Source organism: Mycobacteriales bacterium, from assembly GCA_036497565.1.
In the GTDB taxonomy this organism is placed as follows: Bacteria; Actinomycetota; Actinomycetes; order Mycobacteriales; family QHCD01; genus DASXJE01.
In genome coordinates this window covers 1-15928 of sequence record DASXJE010000162.1, presented here as the reverse complement: position 1 = coordinate 15928, position 15928 = coordinate 1, and the positions used below count along the sequence as shown (strand labels likewise).

Below are 15928 nucleotides of genomic sequence, written 5' to 3'. Positions count from 1 at the left end.
CACCGGGCGCCTCGAGATCACCAACCGCAGCAGGCTGTGGCGCTTCCTCACCGGCGACGAGTCCTACGACACCGACTACTGGCTGACCCGGGTCGAGAACGCCCCGACCCGGATCGCGCCGGCCGTCTCCGCCTGACCACTCGGGTCAGGACGGGACGTTCGCACGGACCGGCTCGACGAGCTCGGCAGCGAAACCGAGGTCACGCCGGCGGCCGCGGACGACGCGCTCGATCTCGGCGACCGCGTCGTCGGTCGGCTGCGCCGGGAGCTGCCGCCCGTCCCGGAGCCGCAAGGCGAGCTGATACGCGGCGATCTCCCGATCCCCGATGACCGCGACGTAGGGCGCCTGACGGTCGCGGGCCCGCCGGATGCGAAGGCCGAGGGTGTTGTCGCTGTCGTCCGCCTCGGCCCGCAGCCCGGCGTCGGTGAGCCGTTCGACGAACTGGGCGGCCGCGTCGGCGTGCCGGTCGGCGATCGGGAGTACGACGACCTGCGCCGGCGCGAGCCAGGGCGGGAACGCGCCGCCGTAGAGCTCGATGAGATGTGCGACCAGGCGTTCCATCGCCGAGAGCACGCCGCGGTGGATCATCACCGGCCGGAGCTTGGCGCCGTCCCGCCCGATGTAATCGAGATCGAATCGCTCGGGAAGGACGAAGTCGAGCTGCACGGTCGACAGGGTCTGCTCCCGGCCGGCCGGGTCGACGACCTGCACATCGATCTTGGGACCGTAGAACGCCGCCTCGCCGGGCGCCTCGACGTAGTCGACACCCTGCTGGTCGAGCGCGGCCCGCAGTTGCTGCTCGGCCCGGTCCCACACCGACCCACCGCCGAGATACTTCCCGGAGTCGCCCCGCAGGGACAGCCGGAAGTAGGCCACCTCGATGCCGAGTACGGCGTAGGCCTCCTGCACGCGCCGCAGCCCTTCGACGACCTCCGCCTGCACCTGGTCGGCGGTGCAGAAGACGTGGGTGTCGTCGAGGTTGATCTGCCGCACCCGGGAGAGCCCCCCGAGTACGCCGGACAGCTCGCTGCGGAACATGCTGCCCAATTCGGACAGCCGTACCGGGAGGTCCCGGTAGCTGTACTGGCGGGACGCGTAGATGAGCACGTGGTGCGGGCAGTTCGCCGGGCGCAGCACGAACTCCTCGCCGCCGACCTTCATCGGCGGGAACATGTCGTCGGAGAACTGCGCCCAGTGCCCGGACCGTTCATAGAGTTCGCGTTTGGCGAGTACCGGGCTGAAGACCCGCCGGCATCCGCCGCGCATGGCCTGCTCCGCTGCGAAGCGCTCCAACTCGGCCCGGATGACCGCGCCGTCGGGTAGCCACAGCGGCAGGCCCGCGCCGACGAGGTCGTGGGTGTCGAACAAGCCGAGATCTCGCCCGAGCTTGCGGTGGTCGTGATTCATCGGGAGTCACCTTGTCTCGAAGGGGTCCCGGTCCGAGCCCGAGGGGCCGCCAACGAGAAACGGCCTCCGGGATCGATCCCGGAGGCCGTGAGTTCTGCGTCAGGTCACGCCGAACTTCGCCGGGTCGATCCACCCGGCGTCGTCGTCATGTTCTGCCGCACCATGCCTCCACCATAGGCCAGATGATCGGTCACCGGAACAGCCGCGGTGCCAGCTCGACCAGGCTGCGCCGCCAGGTGAGCCACTCGTGCGCCGTGCCGGGTGAGATGTAGCTGGCCTGCTCGACGTCGGACTCGGCCAGCATCTGCTCCAGCGCCCGCACCGAGTCGACGAACATCGGTTCGGCCGACCCGGCGCTGAGGAAGACCTGCCTCGGGCGATGGCCGCCGGACCGGGCGAGCAGGGTCTTCACCCAGTCGGTCCCCACCGTCCAGCTGCGGTCGGCACCCTGCAGCCATACCGCGGGACTGAGCCCGGCGACCCAGCCGAAGGTGGCCAGGTTGGCCAGTCCCACGCCGAGTGCCTGGCGGCCGCCCATGGACAGTCCGGCGAGTGCCCGGTGCTCGCGGTCGGCGACGGTGCGATAGCAGCGGTCCACGGTGGGGACCACGTCGTCGAGCAGCAGGTCACCGAACTCGTCCATGACCTTGCGGGTCTGGTCCGCGTTCGGCGGGACCCCGGGCGTCGCGGGAGGCGAGGCATAGCCGGAACCCATCACCACGAGCATCGGCTCGGCGGCCGCCTCGGCCAGCAGGTTGTCGAGGATGATCCCGGCCCTGCCCTGCCGGCTCCAGCTGGTCTCGTCCTCACCCGACCCGTGCTGCAGATAGAGCACCGGGTAGCGGCGGGACGGATCGTCGTCGTAGCCGGGCGGGGTGTAGACGATCAGCTGGCGCCACCCGCCGGTCGTCGTGGCGCGAAACCACCTGCTGCGGACCTCGCCGTGCGGGACGTCGCGCAACTCCGCGGTGTCGTTGCCGGGCTCGGGGATCTCGAGCCCGCTCACTGCGCCGCCGTATCCGCTGAAGGCCTGGGAGGACGGGTCGTTGACGGCGGCTCCGGCGATCTCGAGCCGGTAGTAGTGGAACCCCGGAGCCGGGTCCCGGATCACCCCGGTCCAGTAGCCGTCGGCGTCCCTGCGGAGCTCGATCGGCTCATTGCCCAGGCTGTCGCCGAAGGCCGGTATCCGCACGGCGTCGGCAGCCGGCGCCGCGACCCGGAAGGTCAGCCGTCCGTCGCCGTCCAGCCGCGGGTACGCCGCTCCGGGGACGTTCGAGCTCAGCGGCCTGCTGTCGGTGGACACGTCGGCACCCTACCGAGGTCCGGGTGCCTCCTACGGATAGCCGTCCGCGACGAACATCCGGAACAGCGAGCCGAGCGGGTCGGCGGCGAAGGTGAACAGGTCGAGCGGCCGGACCCGGCCATCGGGCGTCTCGATACCGAGGGCTGTGTCACCGACTCGGGGACGGGTCTGCAGCGTGTATCCGGTGGCGTCGGCGGCCTCGTCCCAGTCCGTGCCTTCGGACAGCAGCCGAGCGAGAGTGCCCGCGCGTACGGCGATGTCGAAGTCGGTACCGTCGCGCCGGTTGACAAACACATATGACGCGCAGGTGTCATCGACATCCAGCGCCGAAGCGATCACCGCGTCGAAGTCGTCTCTCATCGCGGTAGGTGGTACCCACCCGGGGCATGGGTGATGCGCCGCGCGGGATCTTTCTTGGACCGAGGTGCCGATCCGTCGGGCTAGTCGCGGTGGAGAGCGACCGAGAGGTCGGGCGTACGGGCGAGCGTCTGGAAGACCACGCAGTAGCGCATCGTCAGCTCGATGAGCCGGTCCAGCTGCTCCTGGGCGGCGTCGGAGACCAGGTCGAAACGCACCCGGATCCGCTGGAAACCGACCGGAGCCCCCTTGTCGACTCCGAGGGTGCCGCGAAAGTCCAGATCGCCCTCCACGTGCACTCCTCCCGCGACCTCGAGCTCCATCGAGGTGGCGACCGAGCGCAGGGTGACCCCCGCGCACGCCGCGAGCGCCTCGAGCAGCATGTCGCCCGAACAGAGCGCGGTGCCGTCCCCTCCGGTCGCCGGATGCAGTCCCGCGGCGGCGAGCGCCCGGCCGGTCTCCACCGAGCAGGTGATCCCCTCGCCGAGGGACCCGTCCGCGGTCAGCGTGACGGCCGCCGCCGCAGGCTCTGCCCGGTAGCGCTCCTTGAGCGGTGCCTGTAGGTCACGTAGCTGCTGGCGGTCCATCGCCTCATCCTGCCCGGTCACCCGATCCGGACGCAGACCGCGTGGTGCGCGCCATGTTTCGATAGCTTCGTACCGGACCGGCCGGATCGATCCTGGGAGCCAGAATGCCCGTCTCCTCCTATCTGTCGCCGAAGACTGTGAAGGGCAAGGCGAGCGGAATCGACGGGCGTGGCCTGACGGCGGTGGAGCCGATCGCCCGGGACGAACTGGTGGCTATCAAGGGCGGGCACATCGTCGACACCGCCACGTTGCACTCGCTGTCCGACCGGTTGCAGAACTCCGACATCCAGATCGCCGACGACTTCCACCTCGTGGCGCTCGACGAGTCGGAGTACGAGCGGGTCATGCTCTTCCTCAACCATTCCTGCGAGCCCAACGTCGGCTTCGCCGGCAACGTGCTGATCGTGGCGATGCGCGATATCGCGGTCGGGGAGGAGATCACCACCGACTATGCGCTCTTCGACGACTGGGACGGGAGCATGCCGTGTCGGTGCGGCAGCATCTCCTGCCGGGGTGTGGTGGGCGGCCAGGACTGGCGACTTCCCGAGTTGCAGCGCAAGTACGGCGGCTACTTCTCGTCGTACCTCTTGTCGCGTTTCGCCCGAGAGGCCGGGACCGACGCCCCGGGTTGATCACGTACCGGCGTGCTGCAGGGTGGCATAGATCCCGTAGATCGCGAACGCGACGGCTCCGGCGGCCAAGAGGACGTGCCCGGTTCGCAGTCCGCCATGTCGTGCGGCAAACCGTGGATACACCGCGAAGACCATCAGTTGACTGAGCCAGAGCGCGATCAGCGACGGCTTGAGCAGGTCGTCGTAAAAGCGCTCCGGATCGATGAGGCTGATCGGGGCCGCCGCGACCAGCAGGACACCCAGGCCCAGGATGATCTTGCGGGTGGAGAACCCCGATAAGACGTGCACCAGTCGGCTCAGGGCGAGGTATTCGACGAGCATCACCCCGGCCGTGCTTGCTGCGACGCCGAGGCCGACCGCCACCGCGAGGTCGTGGCCGGCGAAGACCTGCGCGACGGACATTCCGGGGATCGGCGCTCGGGTGAAGGCCGGGTTGGCGGCAAGGGGATAGACCGCGGCGACCACCCCCGCCGCGACCAGCGCGTAGCCGACGACCAGGCCGCGCCGTACGGTGCGGGCCGGTCGGACGACTTCACCACCGAGAAAGAGCGGCAGACTGCCGCACACGTAGAGCAGTGAGATCTGCGCGGTCGGCGTCGCGAGGTCACCGACCGGTGAGTGCGGTGCGAAGGCGGAAAGCTGTGCCCCATGGGCGATACCGACTCCGGCGAGCGCGCCCACCAACGCCAGCTGCCCTACGGCGAGGACTCCGAGAACGGCGAGGGTGACGGTCCGGCCGGCGAGCATCACCGCGGCGATGACGACCGGGATCGCGATCTCGAGCAGCGTGCGGTAGGGCCGTACGCCCGGCAGCACGGTGGGCAGCGTGTCGTAGACGATCGCCACCGTCGTATAGACGAGATAGAGCGCGTAGCTCGCGATCCAGAGACCGGCCTGCACCAAGGCGATCCGTCGGCCAGCCGCTGCCTCCACGAAGCCGTAGAGGCCACCGTTGGACTGGATCTGCCGGGAGAAGGCGAGCCAAACCCCGAGCGGGAGGAGAAAGACCACCGCACCGGCGATGGCGACGAAGCCCGCCGAAGAGGTGGTGTCGTCGATCAGTCCCGGTGCATAAAGAGCGGCCAGTGCAAGGGGTCCGCCCAACGAGGCGACGGTCACCCCGAGAAACGCGAGTTGTCCTATGGGTGGAACGGGTCGGGACTGCGTGGGACGGGTCGTTGGGGGATGGCCCGTCCCACGCAGCAGCACCGGGTCACCGGCATCGGCCGGGCTCACCCCCAGCCGCCACCGCCGCCGCCACCGCCGCTGCCGCCGGACTTGGTCTTCGTCGGCGACGCCTTCGGTGCGGACCCACCGGTGCTGGTGATGGACTTGCCGGTCGGGGTGACCAGCCACCACTTCGCCCCGAAGTTGTTCGACCCCTGCCCGTTGGTGTCTCCGGGCTTGGTGTCTTCCTTGAAGAAGTACAGCGGGTGCCCGTTGTAGGTCACCTGCTTCACGCCGCCCGACCGCGTGATCGTGCCGAGCATGTTGCTCATCGCGCCGCCGGATGCCTCCGGTGCGCCCTTGGTGACCAACGGCGGCCAGAACACCGCGCATTGGCCCGAGCACGTCGATTTCGTCGCGGTGTCGGACGCGAACAGGTAAAGCGTGCGCCCTGCCGAGTCGGTGAGGAACGTGCCCATGGCGCCGCTGTGGGTCTCGACCTCTACGCCCTTACCGGCCGAGGCCGACGACGGCGCCGCCGACGACGGGGCCGCAGACGATGGTGGTGAGCTGGCAGATGCGGACGTCTGCGGCGCGCTCGCGCTGCTGGCTTGCGTCGAGGTCCCGCAGGCGGCGACCACGACCGCGGCGGCGCCCATTCCCCCCACCAGCCAGGCACGGCTGACCAGTGAGCGTTTACCGGGTGCGATCATCCTTGTTTCAGCCCCCTCCGGCAGACCCGTCACCGGGTCGTTGCGATTCGAGCCTTCGTTGAGAGTCACGGCGGGAGCCGCCCGACGGTTCAATGGGCGACTCGGTGGACGGGCACGCTTCGGTCGCCGACGAAGCGAACATGGGCGAGGGTGGGGCGCATGACGTCCGACCTCGACGGGCCGCGAACACCGTTCGAAAGCGCCACGCGGAGCAGGGTGCTGTCCTGGGCGCTGGTTGCGGTCTGCCTGGGTTATTTCATGGTCATCCTGGACACCACGATCGTGAACGTCGCGCTGCCCGCGATGCGCGCCGACCTGCACGCCGATGTGTCCGGGCTGCAGTGGGTCGTCGATGCATATCTCCTCATGCTGGCCGCATTGCTCCTTACCGGCGGCGTGCTGGCCGACCGGTTCGGCGCCCGCCTTGTCTGCCAAGTGGGACTGGGTGTCTTCGTGGTCGCCTCGGTGGGATGCGCCGTTGCGCCGAACGTGGCGATCCTGGTGATCGCTCGGCTCGTGCAGGGGATCGGAGCGGCTCTCGCCGTACCGGCGTCGCTGGCACTGTTGCGTGCCGCCTATCCGGAGGCGGGAGCCCGCGCGAGGGCGATCGGTGTCTGGGGCGGGATCGCCGGCATCGCCGCCGCCGCTGGCCCCATCCTGGGCGGCGTGCTCGTCACCTCGGCCGGCTGGCGACTGGTGTTCGTGGTCAACGTGCCGATCGGTGTCGCGGCGATCGTGCTGACCGCGCGCCATGTGCCCGCACCGCCGCCGCGGGCCCGCAGCCTCGACCCGGCGGCTCAGGTCGTCGGCGTGCTGGGCCTCGCGGCACTGACCCTCGCGCTGATCGACGGCGGCCGCGACGGGTTGACGGCGCCGGCGGTCGCCGCCGGTCTGGTGTTCATCGCCGCGACGATCGCCTTCGTCGTGATCGAGCGCCGGGCGGCCGCACCGATGCTGCCGCTCGGGCTGTTCACCGATCGGACTTTCGCCGGCGCGACCGCTGTCGGTCTGCTGATCAACCTCGGTTTCTACGGCGAGTTGTTCGTCCTCAACCTGTACTTCCAACAGGTCCTGGGCTACTCGGCGCTGCTGGCCGGCGTGGCGCTGCTCCCGCAGATGGGCATGGCCGTGGTCGGATCGGCTGCCTCCGGCCGGGTCACCGCACGCGCCGGCAGCCCTCGTCCGACGATGCTGATCGGCCTGGTCACCGGCGGCGCCGGACTGCTCGGATTGACCGTGGCCGCGGCGCATCCGCCGTACTGGGCGCTTGTACTGCCGCTGGTTGCTACCGGGTTCGGCATGTCGTTCACGATGCCGGCGGCGACGACGGCGGTGGTCGACGGTGCTCCGGCCGATCGTGCCGGCCTTGCGGCCGGCACGATCAACGCCGCCCGGCAGGTCGGCGGTGTTGTCGGGGTGGCGGTACTCGGCGCATTGGTTGCCGGTTCGACGTTCGTCGCCGGCCTGCGTATCGCCCTGGTGATCGCCGGTGGCGTCTTTCTCGTCGGCGCTGCGTTGACGGCCGTCACCTGCCCTTAAGTGCATGGACACCGGTCGCCGTTGAACCCAACCGGGTCTCTGTCCCGTGATCTCACCAAGGAGTTGCCAAGACGCGCAGACGTGCTGCGGCTCGGATGGATGGCGACGGGGGGACGGGGAAGTCATGACACGGGAACAGGACAGACTTGCGATACACGGGGCGGCGATCGTGGCCGCGCAGCTTCGTGGAGACCATGCCGGTCGGGACGTGCTCATCACGATGTTCGTCCGCGAGCGCGGTTTTCCGAATCTGGTCGAAGCCTTCAGCTATGCCGCGATCGCCGCCATCGACATCGCGGCCGACGCACAACAGATGTCGTTCCAAGCGGCGCTTGACGTCGTCGATGCACAACATGGAACGCATGTCCGACCGGGGATGACCATGCCATGGACCAAGGCCGTCCGGTTGGTCGCCGCGGCGAAGAACAGCGAACGCGACGCCGAGACGATCCGCTCGACGATGGACGTACATAGCGCAGTCAAGGCGACCTTCCAACTTGCGTTCGCCGCTTTCCTGACCTTGGTGGACGTGACCGGGCTGTGTCGCCGGTCCGCCGAGGAATGGGCGACGGCCGTGTCCACCGGCCGGATCGAGTCAAGTTCGGTCCGTGCCGAAATGGCGCGTGCCTAGAGCCAGCCCGAGCTGACCGAGCATGCCGTCGGAGTCCTCGGCCAGATACTCGTACGGCGCGGCCGCGAGCATGATCCTGCACCGCCGACCGGATCAACGCGGCCGCTTCCGGAGTAGCGTCGACGAGCCGACACTTGGTCGCCTACAGGCTCTGCTCGCGGGATACTGCGCCGCAGCGGTCCGGCCCGGTCACGAGGAGGTCGATCTATGGCGCCGACGGCGGCGTACGACGAGATTGCGGATTGGTACGAAGACGAGTTCCTCGGTGGTCGGGCCAGGGTCGCCGTACGGGATGACGATCCGCTCGGCATCGATCGTGCGCTGCGCGAACTTCTCGGCACCGGTAGCGGATCCTGCCTGGAAATCGGCTGCGGCACGGGCGTGCACGCCGAACGGGTCCGCGAGTTGGGTTGGACGCCCGTGGGCGTCGACATCTCCGCCGGGATGCTGCGGCATGCCCGCGGGCGCCTTCCTTTCGCACAGGCCGATGCCGAGCGGCTGCCGCTCCGGGGCGGATCGATGACCGCCGTTATCGCGATGATGGTCCACACCGACATGCCCGGCTATCCGGCGGTGCTGCGCGAGGCGAGCCGGGTGCTGCGACCGGGTGGAGTCTTCGTGCATGTCGGCGTTCACCCGTGCTTTTGCGGGGGCTTCGCCGACCGGACCGACCCGGCCGCGGTCGTGATCCGCCCCGGCTACCTCGACGGTCATTGGACGAAGGCCTCCTGGACCGACCAGGGCGTGCGCGACAAGGTCGGTGCCACGCATCAGCCCTTGCCCGATCTCCTGCACGCCTTGCTCGATGCGGGACTGACGGTCGAGCGCTTCGCCGAAGGAGGCGAGCCGATCCCGACCGTGTTGGCGGTGAAAGCACGGGCCCGCCGATGACGGTCTCGACGGCATCCGAGTCCGACCAGACGCGTCGTTCCCCTCGAGACGTCGCGTTGCGGGTCGGCGTCGTGCTGGTCTGGGGCTTGGCGGCGGGCGCGTTGACCTCGATCCTGCAGGCCCATCTCGACGCCCCCTGGGCGAGTCTGGTCAATGCCGCCAGCCCGTGGCTGGTGGCGGCTTTCGTGGTAGGAACCCTCTGGCTGCGTCCGCGGTCCGCCGCGATCGCGGGGTTGGCCGTGTGTCTGCTGGAACTTGTCGGCTACTACGTCACCAGCGCCGTACGAGGCTTCGGCGGCTCCCACTCCCTCCTGGTGTTCTGGGGCGCCTGTGCGGTCGTGGGCGGCCCGGTCTTCGGCGCCGCCGGGTGGATCTGGTGGCGCGGCCGGCCGCGACTGCGTGGCCTCGGTGTGGCGGTGCTCGGTGCAGCCTTCCTGGCCGAGGCGGCGGTCAGCTACGGATGGCGGCTGCACTACGTGTCGAGCGCGATCTTGTTCGGCGTACTGGGACTGGTCCTGATCGCCGCACTCGGATTTCGCGGGCGTCAGTACGCTCGCGTCGGTCTCTGGCTGGTCGTTGCCCTCCCCGCCGGGATCGTCGCCGAGATACTCCTCGGACTGGTCTACCGGCAGGCCTTCTGAGCCTTTGCGGCGCTCGGCATCGAGCCGGATCCTGGCGCGCGGCAGGCCCCGCTCGTATGGTGGCGGTGTGGGTGAGTGGCTGACCATCGAGGTGTTCGACGGGGATTTCCCCGCCAGCGGATGGTGGCGCGCCCACGGTGAGGCCCTGCTGGAGGCCGCGGTGACCAACCGCGCTCAGCAGTGGGCGCATCACGAGCATCGTTGGGGTGTCGTGCTGGAGCTGGAGTTCGCCGACGATGATGCGGCGGAGTCCTATCGCTACCTGCCGGCGGTGGCCGCAGCGCTCGACGCCGTACCGGACAAGGTTGCGGGGCTGCTGGTCTACCGGGGCCGTGGTGGCGGGGCGGGTGCCCGGTCTCCGCGCCGGCCGCGCCCCCATCTCGGCGCCGGGTCTGCTGCGCTGCCCGAGCCGCGGGTCTTCGAGCAGGCGGGCCCGCCCGTCCAGTGCGAGCCGGCGTCGCCGCTGCACGCCTGATCGTCGACTAGCCGGCCGGTTCGAAGCGCAGGACGGCCCGATCGGTCATCGGGCGGTAACCGAGCCGCTGATAGATCGAGTTCGACGTCGGGTTGGCGAGGTCGGTGAAGAGCACGACCTCCCGGGCGCCCTCGTCCAGCACTGCCTGACTCACCGCGGCCGTGACCGCCGATGCCCACCCCTGCCGGCGGTGATCGGCCGGTGTGTAGACGGGGGCGACCCGCACGGTCCCGGCGGCGCGCCGGGATCGTCCCGCGAGTGACACCGGCATGCCGTCGCCGTTCTCCCACAGGGTCAGTCCCCCGAAGCTCACCTTGTCGCGCACCGCGGCCTCCACGGCCTTCGCGTCGGAGTCCAGACCCGCGTCGTCGACGAATCCCAACATCCAGTCGACCAACAGCCCTGTGTCTGACGCGGTCGCGACCCGGGCTCGCCCGGGTGGTTCCGGATCCGGTGCGGCGAGCCGGCCCAGGCGGTAGAGCCGCTCCGCGTCACGGAGCACCGCGCGCTGCGCGGTGTGTGCCGACCAGAGCGCCGCGAACTGCACGGCCGTCCCGGTCGCTCCGTTGACGCCGGGCAGATCCCTTCCACTTCGGGCCAGCTCGACCACCAGCGGTCGCATCGCCACGTCGGGCACCACACCGAGCAGCATCTCGTGAGGTGGGGTGTGCGAGACCGCGCCGGTCACCTCGCCGCCGGTATCGGCCCACCAGCCGTAGATCTCCGGGTCGCGGGCCAGGATCTGCGGACGGGCACGTGCGTTCTCGATGACGGTCAACGACACGGTGTTTTCCGCCGGGCACGCATGCAGCAACGGCCCTGCTTGTCGCGCGTACTCCTCGACGTCGTCGGTGAATCGCCAACCCATGCGCGCAGCCTACGGGCGATAGCTGAGCAATCCGATCGGCGAGGGGAGGCGCACCCTTCCGGCGCTGCCCGTGCGTACGCGGACGGCCGAGACGTCGAGGTCGCCATCGCGGAGGTTGTCGTCGAAGACGATCGCCCAAAGCTCGTTGCCGGGCCAGTTGCCCGGCGTCACCGCACTGGCCGCCACCTTCGACGGCCCGGCGCGGAGCCCGACAAGTTCCGTGCCCGTCGTGACGCCGTACGACAGGGTCTTCGTGCCGTCGAACCAGATGTCCTGACCGGCCATGGATACGCCGTTATTCTCGGCCAGCCAGTCGCCGCCCACCGAGTCGACCAGCCCCAGCACGCGGATGCCGTGGCGTCCGTTGTGGGTGGCCCGCAGGCCGCGGAGGTTGGCCGAGAACAGGTTGCGGAACCAGATGCCGTCCATGCCGTTGTCGGCGGCGTGCAGCGAATCGACCGTCACCTCGGAATGGTCGATCAAGGCACCACCCGTCGACGCATCCGCCTTCGGGCCGACGCCCGACAGGTCGGTACGGGTGCCGTTGCGGAGGGCGACCACGGCGCCGTAGTTGACCTTCCGTACGCCGTTGCTGTTGTGCAAGCCCCAGTGGTTGCAGTCGTGCACATAGACCCGCGTCCAGGTCTGTACCTGAACGGGCTCTGATCCGGTGATCCCTTCGTGGTGAATTCCCCGTCCGTTGACGTTGCGCGCTTCGATGTCGTCGATCTGCAGGTTGTCGCAGTGGACCAGCCAGATCCCGTCGAGTTGGTTGGCGCCTGCGACGTGGGACTTGTTGCCGTCGACGGTGAAGCTTCGCAGCGTGACGTTCGGGTTGGAATGAGCTGCGTCGGTGGTCTGCAGGTTTCCCGACTTCGATCCGTCACGGACCTTGATGACCGTGACGCCGGAGCCCTCGCCTTCGATCTCGCGGTTACCGCCGGCGGGAATGCCCAGGGCCGCCTGCACGATTGCCGTTCCGCCGCCGAGGTAGATCTTCCGAGCACCATCGAGCGCGGTCTGGATCGACCAGAAGTCGATCTCCTCGGTCAATGCACCGGCGCGGGGGAAGACCGCCCTCGCGGCCGCGAGCGAGGAGAAGCGGGTGGACAGTGGGTGCGATGCGCCGTCCATGATCGCGTCGGCCTTCGGGTTGGCCTGTTCCTGCACATGCACCGGTCGCGGATTCGTTGTCGCCGCGGCGGCGGACGAGGCGCCCGCCACACCGCCCTGGACGAGAAGGCAGTCGGCGGCCACGGCCGCCGCGCCGCCCTGGAGCAGTTGTCGTCGTGTGATCCCCATGCACACATCCTCCCCGTGCGGAGGGGCCACCGGGCCGAAATCAGCGGGGGTGTCGCCGAGTTGCTTGTCACGCCTCGCAGCGTGTCGTTAACTGATCGTGGCAGCGGGGGAACGGGGGGTTCATGAAACCGGAGCAGGGCAGGCTCGCCCAGCAGGGTGTGGCGATCGTGGCCGCGCAGCTGCGAGGGGATCACGTCGAACGGGATCAGCTGATCGAGGTGTTCGTCGGGGAGCTCGGATTCCCGAAGCTGGCGGAGGCCTTCAGCTACGCGGCGGTCGTCGCAGTCGAGCTGGCCGCGAACGGGCAGGGGATCTCGTTCCAGGCGGCGTTGGACGCGGTAGATGCCCGGCGTGGGGTGCGTCTCGTGCCGGGGGCGACCGTGCCGTGGACCAAGGCGGTCCAGCTGGTGTCCGCGGCGAAGACCGATGATCGGTCGGCGCAGAGCATCGGCTACACCATGGATGTCCACAGCGCGGTCAACGCGACCTTCCAACTCGCGGTGAGCGCGTTCCTTGCTCTCGAGGACACCAGTGGCCTGGGCGGACCCTCCGGCGAGGAGTGGGCGTCCACGGTGGCCACGGGCCATGCCCCCGCGGGGACCGCGGCGGAGTAGGTCTCCTGGCGACTTCCCCCCGCAGCATGGGCTGGCCCGGTCATTGCGGACCGAGCTCGACCTGACGGACACCCTCGCTGGGATCGTGAAAGCCGCCGTCGACGCCGTCCCGGGTACTGAGGACGCGGGTCTGGCACTGGTTCAGCACGGGCAGATCCGCACGGTCGCTCAGACCAGTGCCCGGATCAAGCAAGCGGACCACTTGCAGTACCGGCTCGCCGAGGGGCCCTGCGTGGACGCTGTCTGGCAGCACCGGATCTTCCGGGTGGACGACATGGTCGAGGAATCGCGGTGGACTCGGTTTGCGCCGGCGATGACCGACCTCGGCGTGCGGTCGATGCTCTCGTTCCGGCTCTTCCTCGCCGGCGACACGCTCGGTGTTCTCAGCCTCGTCTCCTCCCGGCCGCGGGCCTTCGACTCCGACTCCGAGCACGTCGCCGAGCTATTCGCGACCCACGCCGCGGTTGCCCTGGTCTGCTCCCAAGCCGAGGCTCAGCTCGAAACCGCGTTGAATACCCGGGATCTGATCGGTACGGCGAAGGGCATCCTCGCCGAGCGGCACCAGATCACGACCGAACAGGCGTTCCGGCTTCTGGTCGGCGCTTCACAGAACAGCAACGTCAAGCTCGCCGAGGTGGCCCGTTCACTCGTGGCTGCGGCCGACCAGGTCGGGGTCGGCCGGCGAACGGGTGATTGACGCCTCAGCGGCCGGGCGTCAGATCCCGGTAACGGGCTTCGATCAGGCAGTAGATGCCGTAGGCGAGTAGTCCGGATGCGATGGCGCCCAAGAGCAATGGGCCGAAGGTCGCGCTGGCTATCGACCGGAAGACCGCGTCCAGCCCTTTCGTGTCGTGCGGGGTATACAGGATGGCGGCCTTGGTCAGGAAGAAGCCGCCCAGGACGAAAACGACCGCCCGTGCGGCACACCCGAAGGCGCCCAGCGGTCGGGTGGCGAACGCCACCGGCGGCGGCAGCGTCTCCTTGGTGAATCGCTCCCTGAAGTTGAGCAGGATCGAACGGCGGGCCATCTCGATGCCCGCCGCGACGAGAGCGATCCCAGCCAGGATGAGGATCGCCCTCCCCACGCCGAGCCGGAGCAGCGCCGCTGTCACATCGGTGTCCTGGTGATGCTCCGATTCTGCGGTCTGCCTCGAATGGGTCGCCACGAGGAGCCAGGCGGTGCTCAGGCAGAAGGCGGCGTAGAGCACGAACCCCCACGACGACACGGCACGCTGACGCCACCTATTGAAGGCACTTCGTGCATGCGAGGGCCGGAATACCGCCTCGACGAGCTGGGTCAGCGCGTATGCACCGAGTCCGGCGGCGAGAAGGAGCAGGGCCAGACGTCCCCAGGAGTGGCCGGCGGCGGCTTGGACGGCCCCCGCGCTGCTGGCCGGCGAGCCGGTGCGTCCGCCCTCGGCCAGCGCGATGCGGAGAGCGAGATATCCGACGAGCAGGTAGACGATCGCTCGCGCGATCAGGCCGAGTCGGGTCACCGCCCGGAGCCAGACGCCGGAATCCCCCCGGGTCAGGGCGAGGGCGGCAGCCTCCAACGTGGTGCCGGCTGTTTTGCCTAGCCGTAGGGCACTCCGCATCGGACTCCCGCCGTTCTTGCTCAGTATGCGCGGCGGTACGCCGTAGGAGTCCCTTCCGGCCTACTCGGTGGATTTGTCCGGCGCAGCCTCGTTATCGGTCGAGTGTTCGGCGGCACTCAGGATGTTGCGCACCATGCCGCCGAACACGACGTTGTGGAACGGCGAGATGGCCTTCCAGTAGAGATGCCCGGCCAGCCCATGGGGTTCGAAGAGGGCGCGTTGCCGGTATTCGGCACCGGTCCCGCCATCGGGGGCGACCCTGAGTTCCAGCCACGCCCGGCCGGGCAGCTTCATCTCCGCACGCAGCCGCAGCAGCCGGCCGTGCTCGATCTCCTCCACCCGCCACCAGTCCAGCGCTTCCCCCACGTGCAGGCGGTGCGGGTCCCGACGGCCGCGACGCAACCCCACACCGCCGACGAGCCGGTCCATCCATCCGCGTGCCGCCCATGCCAGCGGGAACGAATACCACCCGTTCTCCCCGCCGATGCCTTCCACCACGGTCCAGACCGCCGCCGGACCGGCCGTGGTCCGCTCCACCCGGTCGTCCTCGTACATCGAGCCGCCGGACCATTCCGGATCGGATGGTGCGGGCTGCGAGGGGGCTTCGGGCCAGCTGGCATCAGACCAGCGGGTCGGCACCTGCGCCGTACGGGTCCGGGACAGCGCCAGCTCCACGGAACGCTCGAAACGGATCAGGCCGCCGGGTGGATCGGCGACGTATTGCACGATGTCGCCCTCGGTGCAGACCACCTCATTGACCAGGGACTCGATCAGCGGAACCGCGATGGACCCCGGGACCGGCGTGACCAGATTGACCCATTGGGCCGACAGCCATGGGCTGAGGACCGGCACCGGCACCACGATCCGGCGCGGTAACCCCGCGACCGCCGTGTAGCGGCGCATCATCTCCCGGTAGGTCAGTACGTCGGGACCGCCGATGTCGAAGGTCCTGTTCACCTGGCCCGGCAGATCGGCGGAGGCCACCAGGTAGTGCAGTACGTCGCGGATCGCGATCGGCTGGATCCGGTTGTGCACCCACCGCGGTGTGACCATGGCGGGCAGCCGTTCGGTCAGATACCGCAGCATCTCGAAGCTGGCCGACCCCGATCCGATGATCACCGCCGCCTGCAGTACGACGGTCGGTACCTCGCCGTCGAGCAGGATCTGTCCCACCTCGGTGCGCGACGCGAGGTGCGCCGAGAGCT

General features: G+C 69.3%; 18 protein-coding genes. 8 read left to right on the top strand and 10 right to left on the bottom strand.

What is annotated here, in order from left to right:
* Positions 1 to 145: 145 nt before the first annotated feature.
* The 4 genes from thrS to VGH85_13870 form a co-directional block, all read right to left on the bottom strand.
* Positions 146 to 1408, bottom strand: a complete 1263-nt coding sequence (thrS, locus tag VGH85_13885) for a threonine--tRNA ligase (GenBank protein ID HEY2174894.1) — start codon at positions 1406 to 1408, stop codon at positions 146 to 148.
* 190 nt (positions 1409 to 1598) lie between these two features.
* Positions 1599 to 2711 (bottom strand): alpha/beta hydrolase-fold protein, encoded by a 1113-nt coding sequence (locus VGH85_13880; GenBank protein HEY2174893.1) that lies wholly within the window; start codon positions 2709 to 2711, stop codon positions 1599 to 1601.
* 30 nt (positions 2712 to 2741) lie between these two features.
* Positions 2742 to 3071, bottom strand: coding sequence for a hypothetical protein (locus VGH85_13875; GenBank protein HEY2174892.1), 330 nt, complete (start codon positions 3069 to 3071; stop codon positions 2742 to 2744).
* Positions 3072 to 3151: 80 nt separating this feature from the next.
* Positions 3152 to 3655 carry an OsmC family protein gene (locus VGH85_13870; GenBank protein HEY2174891.1) on the bottom strand — a complete coding sequence of 168 codons (504 nt, stop codon included), beginning with the start codon at positions 3653 to 3655 and terminating at the stop codon, positions 3152 to 3154.
* Positions 3656 to 3759: 104 nt separating this feature from the next.
* On the opposite strand from VGH85_13870, the gene VGH85_13865 reads away from it, so the two are divergent.
* Positions 3760 to 4287 carry an SET domain-containing protein-lysine N-methyltransferase gene (locus tag VGH85_13865; GenBank protein ID HEY2174890.1) on the top strand — a complete coding sequence of 176 codons (528 nt, stop codon included), beginning with the start codon at positions 3760 to 3762 and terminating at the stop codon, positions 4285 to 4287.
* Here the strand turns inward: VGH85_13865 and VGH85_13860 are convergent, their stop codons facing one another.
* Both VGH85_13860 and VGH85_13855 read right to left on the bottom strand, forming a co-directional pair.
* Positions 4288 to 5391: a hypothetical protein gene (locus VGH85_13860; protein ID HEY2174889.1), complete on the bottom strand. Its 1104-nt coding sequence runs from the start codon at positions 5389 to 5391 to the stop codon at positions 4288 to 4290. It lies immediately after the preceding gene.
* Positions 5392 to 5519: 128 nt separating this feature from the next.
* On the bottom strand, positions 5520 to 6167 hold the full coding sequence (locus VGH85_13855; protein ID HEY2174888.1) for a hypothetical protein: 648 nt from the start codon (positions 6165 to 6167) through the stop codon (positions 5520 to 5522).
* 159 nt (positions 6168 to 6326) lie between these two features.
* Here VGH85_13855 and VGH85_13850 point away from each other — a divergent pair, with 159 nt between their 5' ends.
* From VGH85_13850 to VGH85_13830, 5 genes are all read left to right on the top strand, one after another.
* The gene (locus VGH85_13850; protein ID HEY2174887.1) at positions 6327 to 7706 is read left to right on the top strand and encodes a DHA2 family efflux MFS transporter permease subunit; all 1380 of its coding nucleotides are present in this window, start codon (positions 6327 to 6329) and stop codon (positions 7704 to 7706) included.
* Between the two features lie 220 nt (positions 7707 to 7926).
* Positions 7927 to 8337 (top strand): hypothetical protein, encoded by a 411-nt coding sequence (locus tag VGH85_13845; GenBank protein HEY2174886.1) that lies wholly within the window; start codon positions 7927 to 7929, stop codon positions 8335 to 8337.
* 207 nt (positions 8338 to 8544) lie between these two features.
* Entirely contained in the window at positions 8545 to 9228 is a 684-nt protein-coding gene (locus VGH85_13840; GenBank protein ID HEY2174885.1) for a class I SAM-dependent methyltransferase, read from the top strand.
* Positions 9225 to 9869, top strand: coding sequence for a DUF6518 family protein (locus VGH85_13835; GenBank protein ID HEY2174884.1), 645 nt, complete (start codon positions 9225 to 9227; stop codon positions 9867 to 9869). Before VGH85_13840 ends, VGH85_13835 begins: the two co-directional genes overlap by 4 nt.
* Before the next feature lie 67 nt (positions 9870 to 9936).
* Complete coding sequence (locus VGH85_13830; GenBank protein HEY2174883.1) at positions 9937 to 10344, top strand: hypothetical protein; 408 nt, start codon at positions 9937 to 9939, stop codon at positions 10342 to 10344.
* Between the two features lie 7 nt (positions 10345 to 10351).
* Here the strand turns inward: VGH85_13830 and VGH85_13825 are convergent, their stop codons facing one another.
* Both VGH85_13825 and VGH85_13820 read right to left on the bottom strand, forming a co-directional pair.
* A complete protein-coding gene (locus VGH85_13825; GenBank protein HEY2174882.1) occupies positions 10352 to 11212 on the bottom strand; it encodes a GNAT family N-acetyltransferase in 861 nt (286 codons plus the stop codon).
* A 9-nt stretch (positions 11213 to 11221) separates the two neighbouring features.
* A complete protein-coding gene (locus VGH85_13820; GenBank protein ID HEY2174881.1) occupies positions 11222 to 12514 on the bottom strand; it encodes a hypothetical protein in 1293 nt (430 codons plus the stop codon).
* Positions 12515 to 12636: 122 nt separating this feature from the next.
* Between VGH85_13820 and VGH85_13815 the strand changes: the two genes are divergently transcribed.
* Together VGH85_13815 and VGH85_13810 are read left to right on the top strand one after the other, a co-directional pair.
* On the top strand, positions 12637 to 13128 hold the full coding sequence (locus VGH85_13815; GenBank protein HEY2174880.1) for a hypothetical protein: 492 nt from the start codon (positions 12637 to 12639) through the stop codon (positions 13126 to 13128).
* The gene (locus tag VGH85_13810; GenBank protein ID HEY2174879.1) at positions 13100 to 13825 is read left to right on the top strand and encodes a GAF and ANTAR domain-containing protein; all 726 of its coding nucleotides are present in this window, start codon (positions 13100 to 13102) and stop codon (positions 13823 to 13825) included. Before VGH85_13815 ends, VGH85_13810 begins: the two co-directional genes overlap by 29 nt.
* A 4-nt stretch (positions 13826 to 13829) precedes the next feature.
* Here VGH85_13810 and VGH85_13805 read toward each other — a convergent pair whose 3' ends face one another.
* Entirely contained in the window at positions 13830 to 14723 is an 894-nt protein-coding gene (locus tag VGH85_13805; GenBank protein HEY2174878.1) for a DUF1206 domain-containing protein, read from the bottom strand.
* 60 nt (positions 14724 to 14783) lie between these two features.
* Positions 14784 to 15928 (bottom strand): SDR family oxidoreductase (locus VGH85_13800; protein HEY2174877.1); only part of this gene is annotated, 1145 nt, incomplete at its 5' end.

What these genes read in the sequence shown, in the direction of transcription:
- thrS (HEY2174894.1), bottom strand. Translation starts at nt 1,408, where the DNA reads ATGAATCACGACCACCGCAAGCTCGGGCGAGATCTCGGCTTGTTCGAC.
- VGH85_13875 (HEY2174892.1), bottom strand. Translation starts at nt 3,071, where the DNA reads ATGAGAGACGACTTCGACGCGGTGATCGCTTCGGCGCTGGATGTCGAT.
- VGH85_13870 (HEY2174891.1), bottom strand. Translation starts at nt 3,655, where the DNA reads ATGGACCGCCAGCAGCTACGTGACCTACAGGCACCGCTCAAGGAGCGC.
- VGH85_13865 (HEY2174890.1), top strand. Translation starts at nt 3,760, where the DNA reads ATGCCCGTCTCCTCCTATCTGTCGCCGAAGACTGTGAAGGGCAAGGCG.
- VGH85_13855 (HEY2174888.1), bottom strand. Translation starts at nt 6,167, where the DNA reads ATGATCGCACCCGGTAAACGCTCACTGGTCAGCCGTGCCTGGCTGGTG.
- VGH85_13850 (HEY2174887.1), top strand. Translation starts at nt 6,327, where the DNA reads ATGACGTCCGACCTCGACGGGCCGCGAACACCGTTCGAAAGCGCCACG.
- VGH85_13845 (HEY2174886.1), top strand. Translation starts at nt 7,927, where the DNA reads ATGTTCGTCCGCGAGCGCGGTTTTCCGAATCTGGTCGAAGCCTTCAGC.
- VGH85_13840 (HEY2174885.1), top strand. Translation starts at nt 8,545, where the DNA reads ATGGCGCCGACGGCGGCGTACGACGAGATTGCGGATTGGTACGAAGAC.
- VGH85_13835 (HEY2174884.1), top strand. Translation starts at nt 9,225, where the DNA reads ATGACGGTCTCGACGGCATCCGAGTCCGACCAGACGCGTCGTTCCCCT.
- VGH85_13825 (HEY2174882.1), bottom strand. Translation starts at nt 11,212, where the DNA reads ATGGGTTGGCGATTCACCGACGACGTCGAGGAGTACGCGCGACAAGCA.
- VGH85_13820 (HEY2174881.1), bottom strand. Translation starts at nt 12,514, where the DNA reads ATGGGGATCACACGACGACAACTGCTCCAGGGCGGCGCGGCGGCCGTG.
- VGH85_13815 (HEY2174880.1), top strand. Translation starts at nt 12,637, where the DNA reads ATGAAACCGGAGCAGGGCAGGCTCGCCCAGCAGGGTGTGGCGATCGTG.
- VGH85_13810 (HEY2174879.1), top strand. Translation starts at nt 13,100, where the DNA reads ATGCCCCCGCGGGGACCGCGGCGGAGTAGGTCTCCTGGCGACTTCCCC.
- VGH85_13805 (HEY2174878.1), bottom strand. Translation starts at nt 14,723, where the DNA reads ATGCGGAGTGCCCTACGGCTAGGCAAAACAGCCGGCACCACGTTGGAG.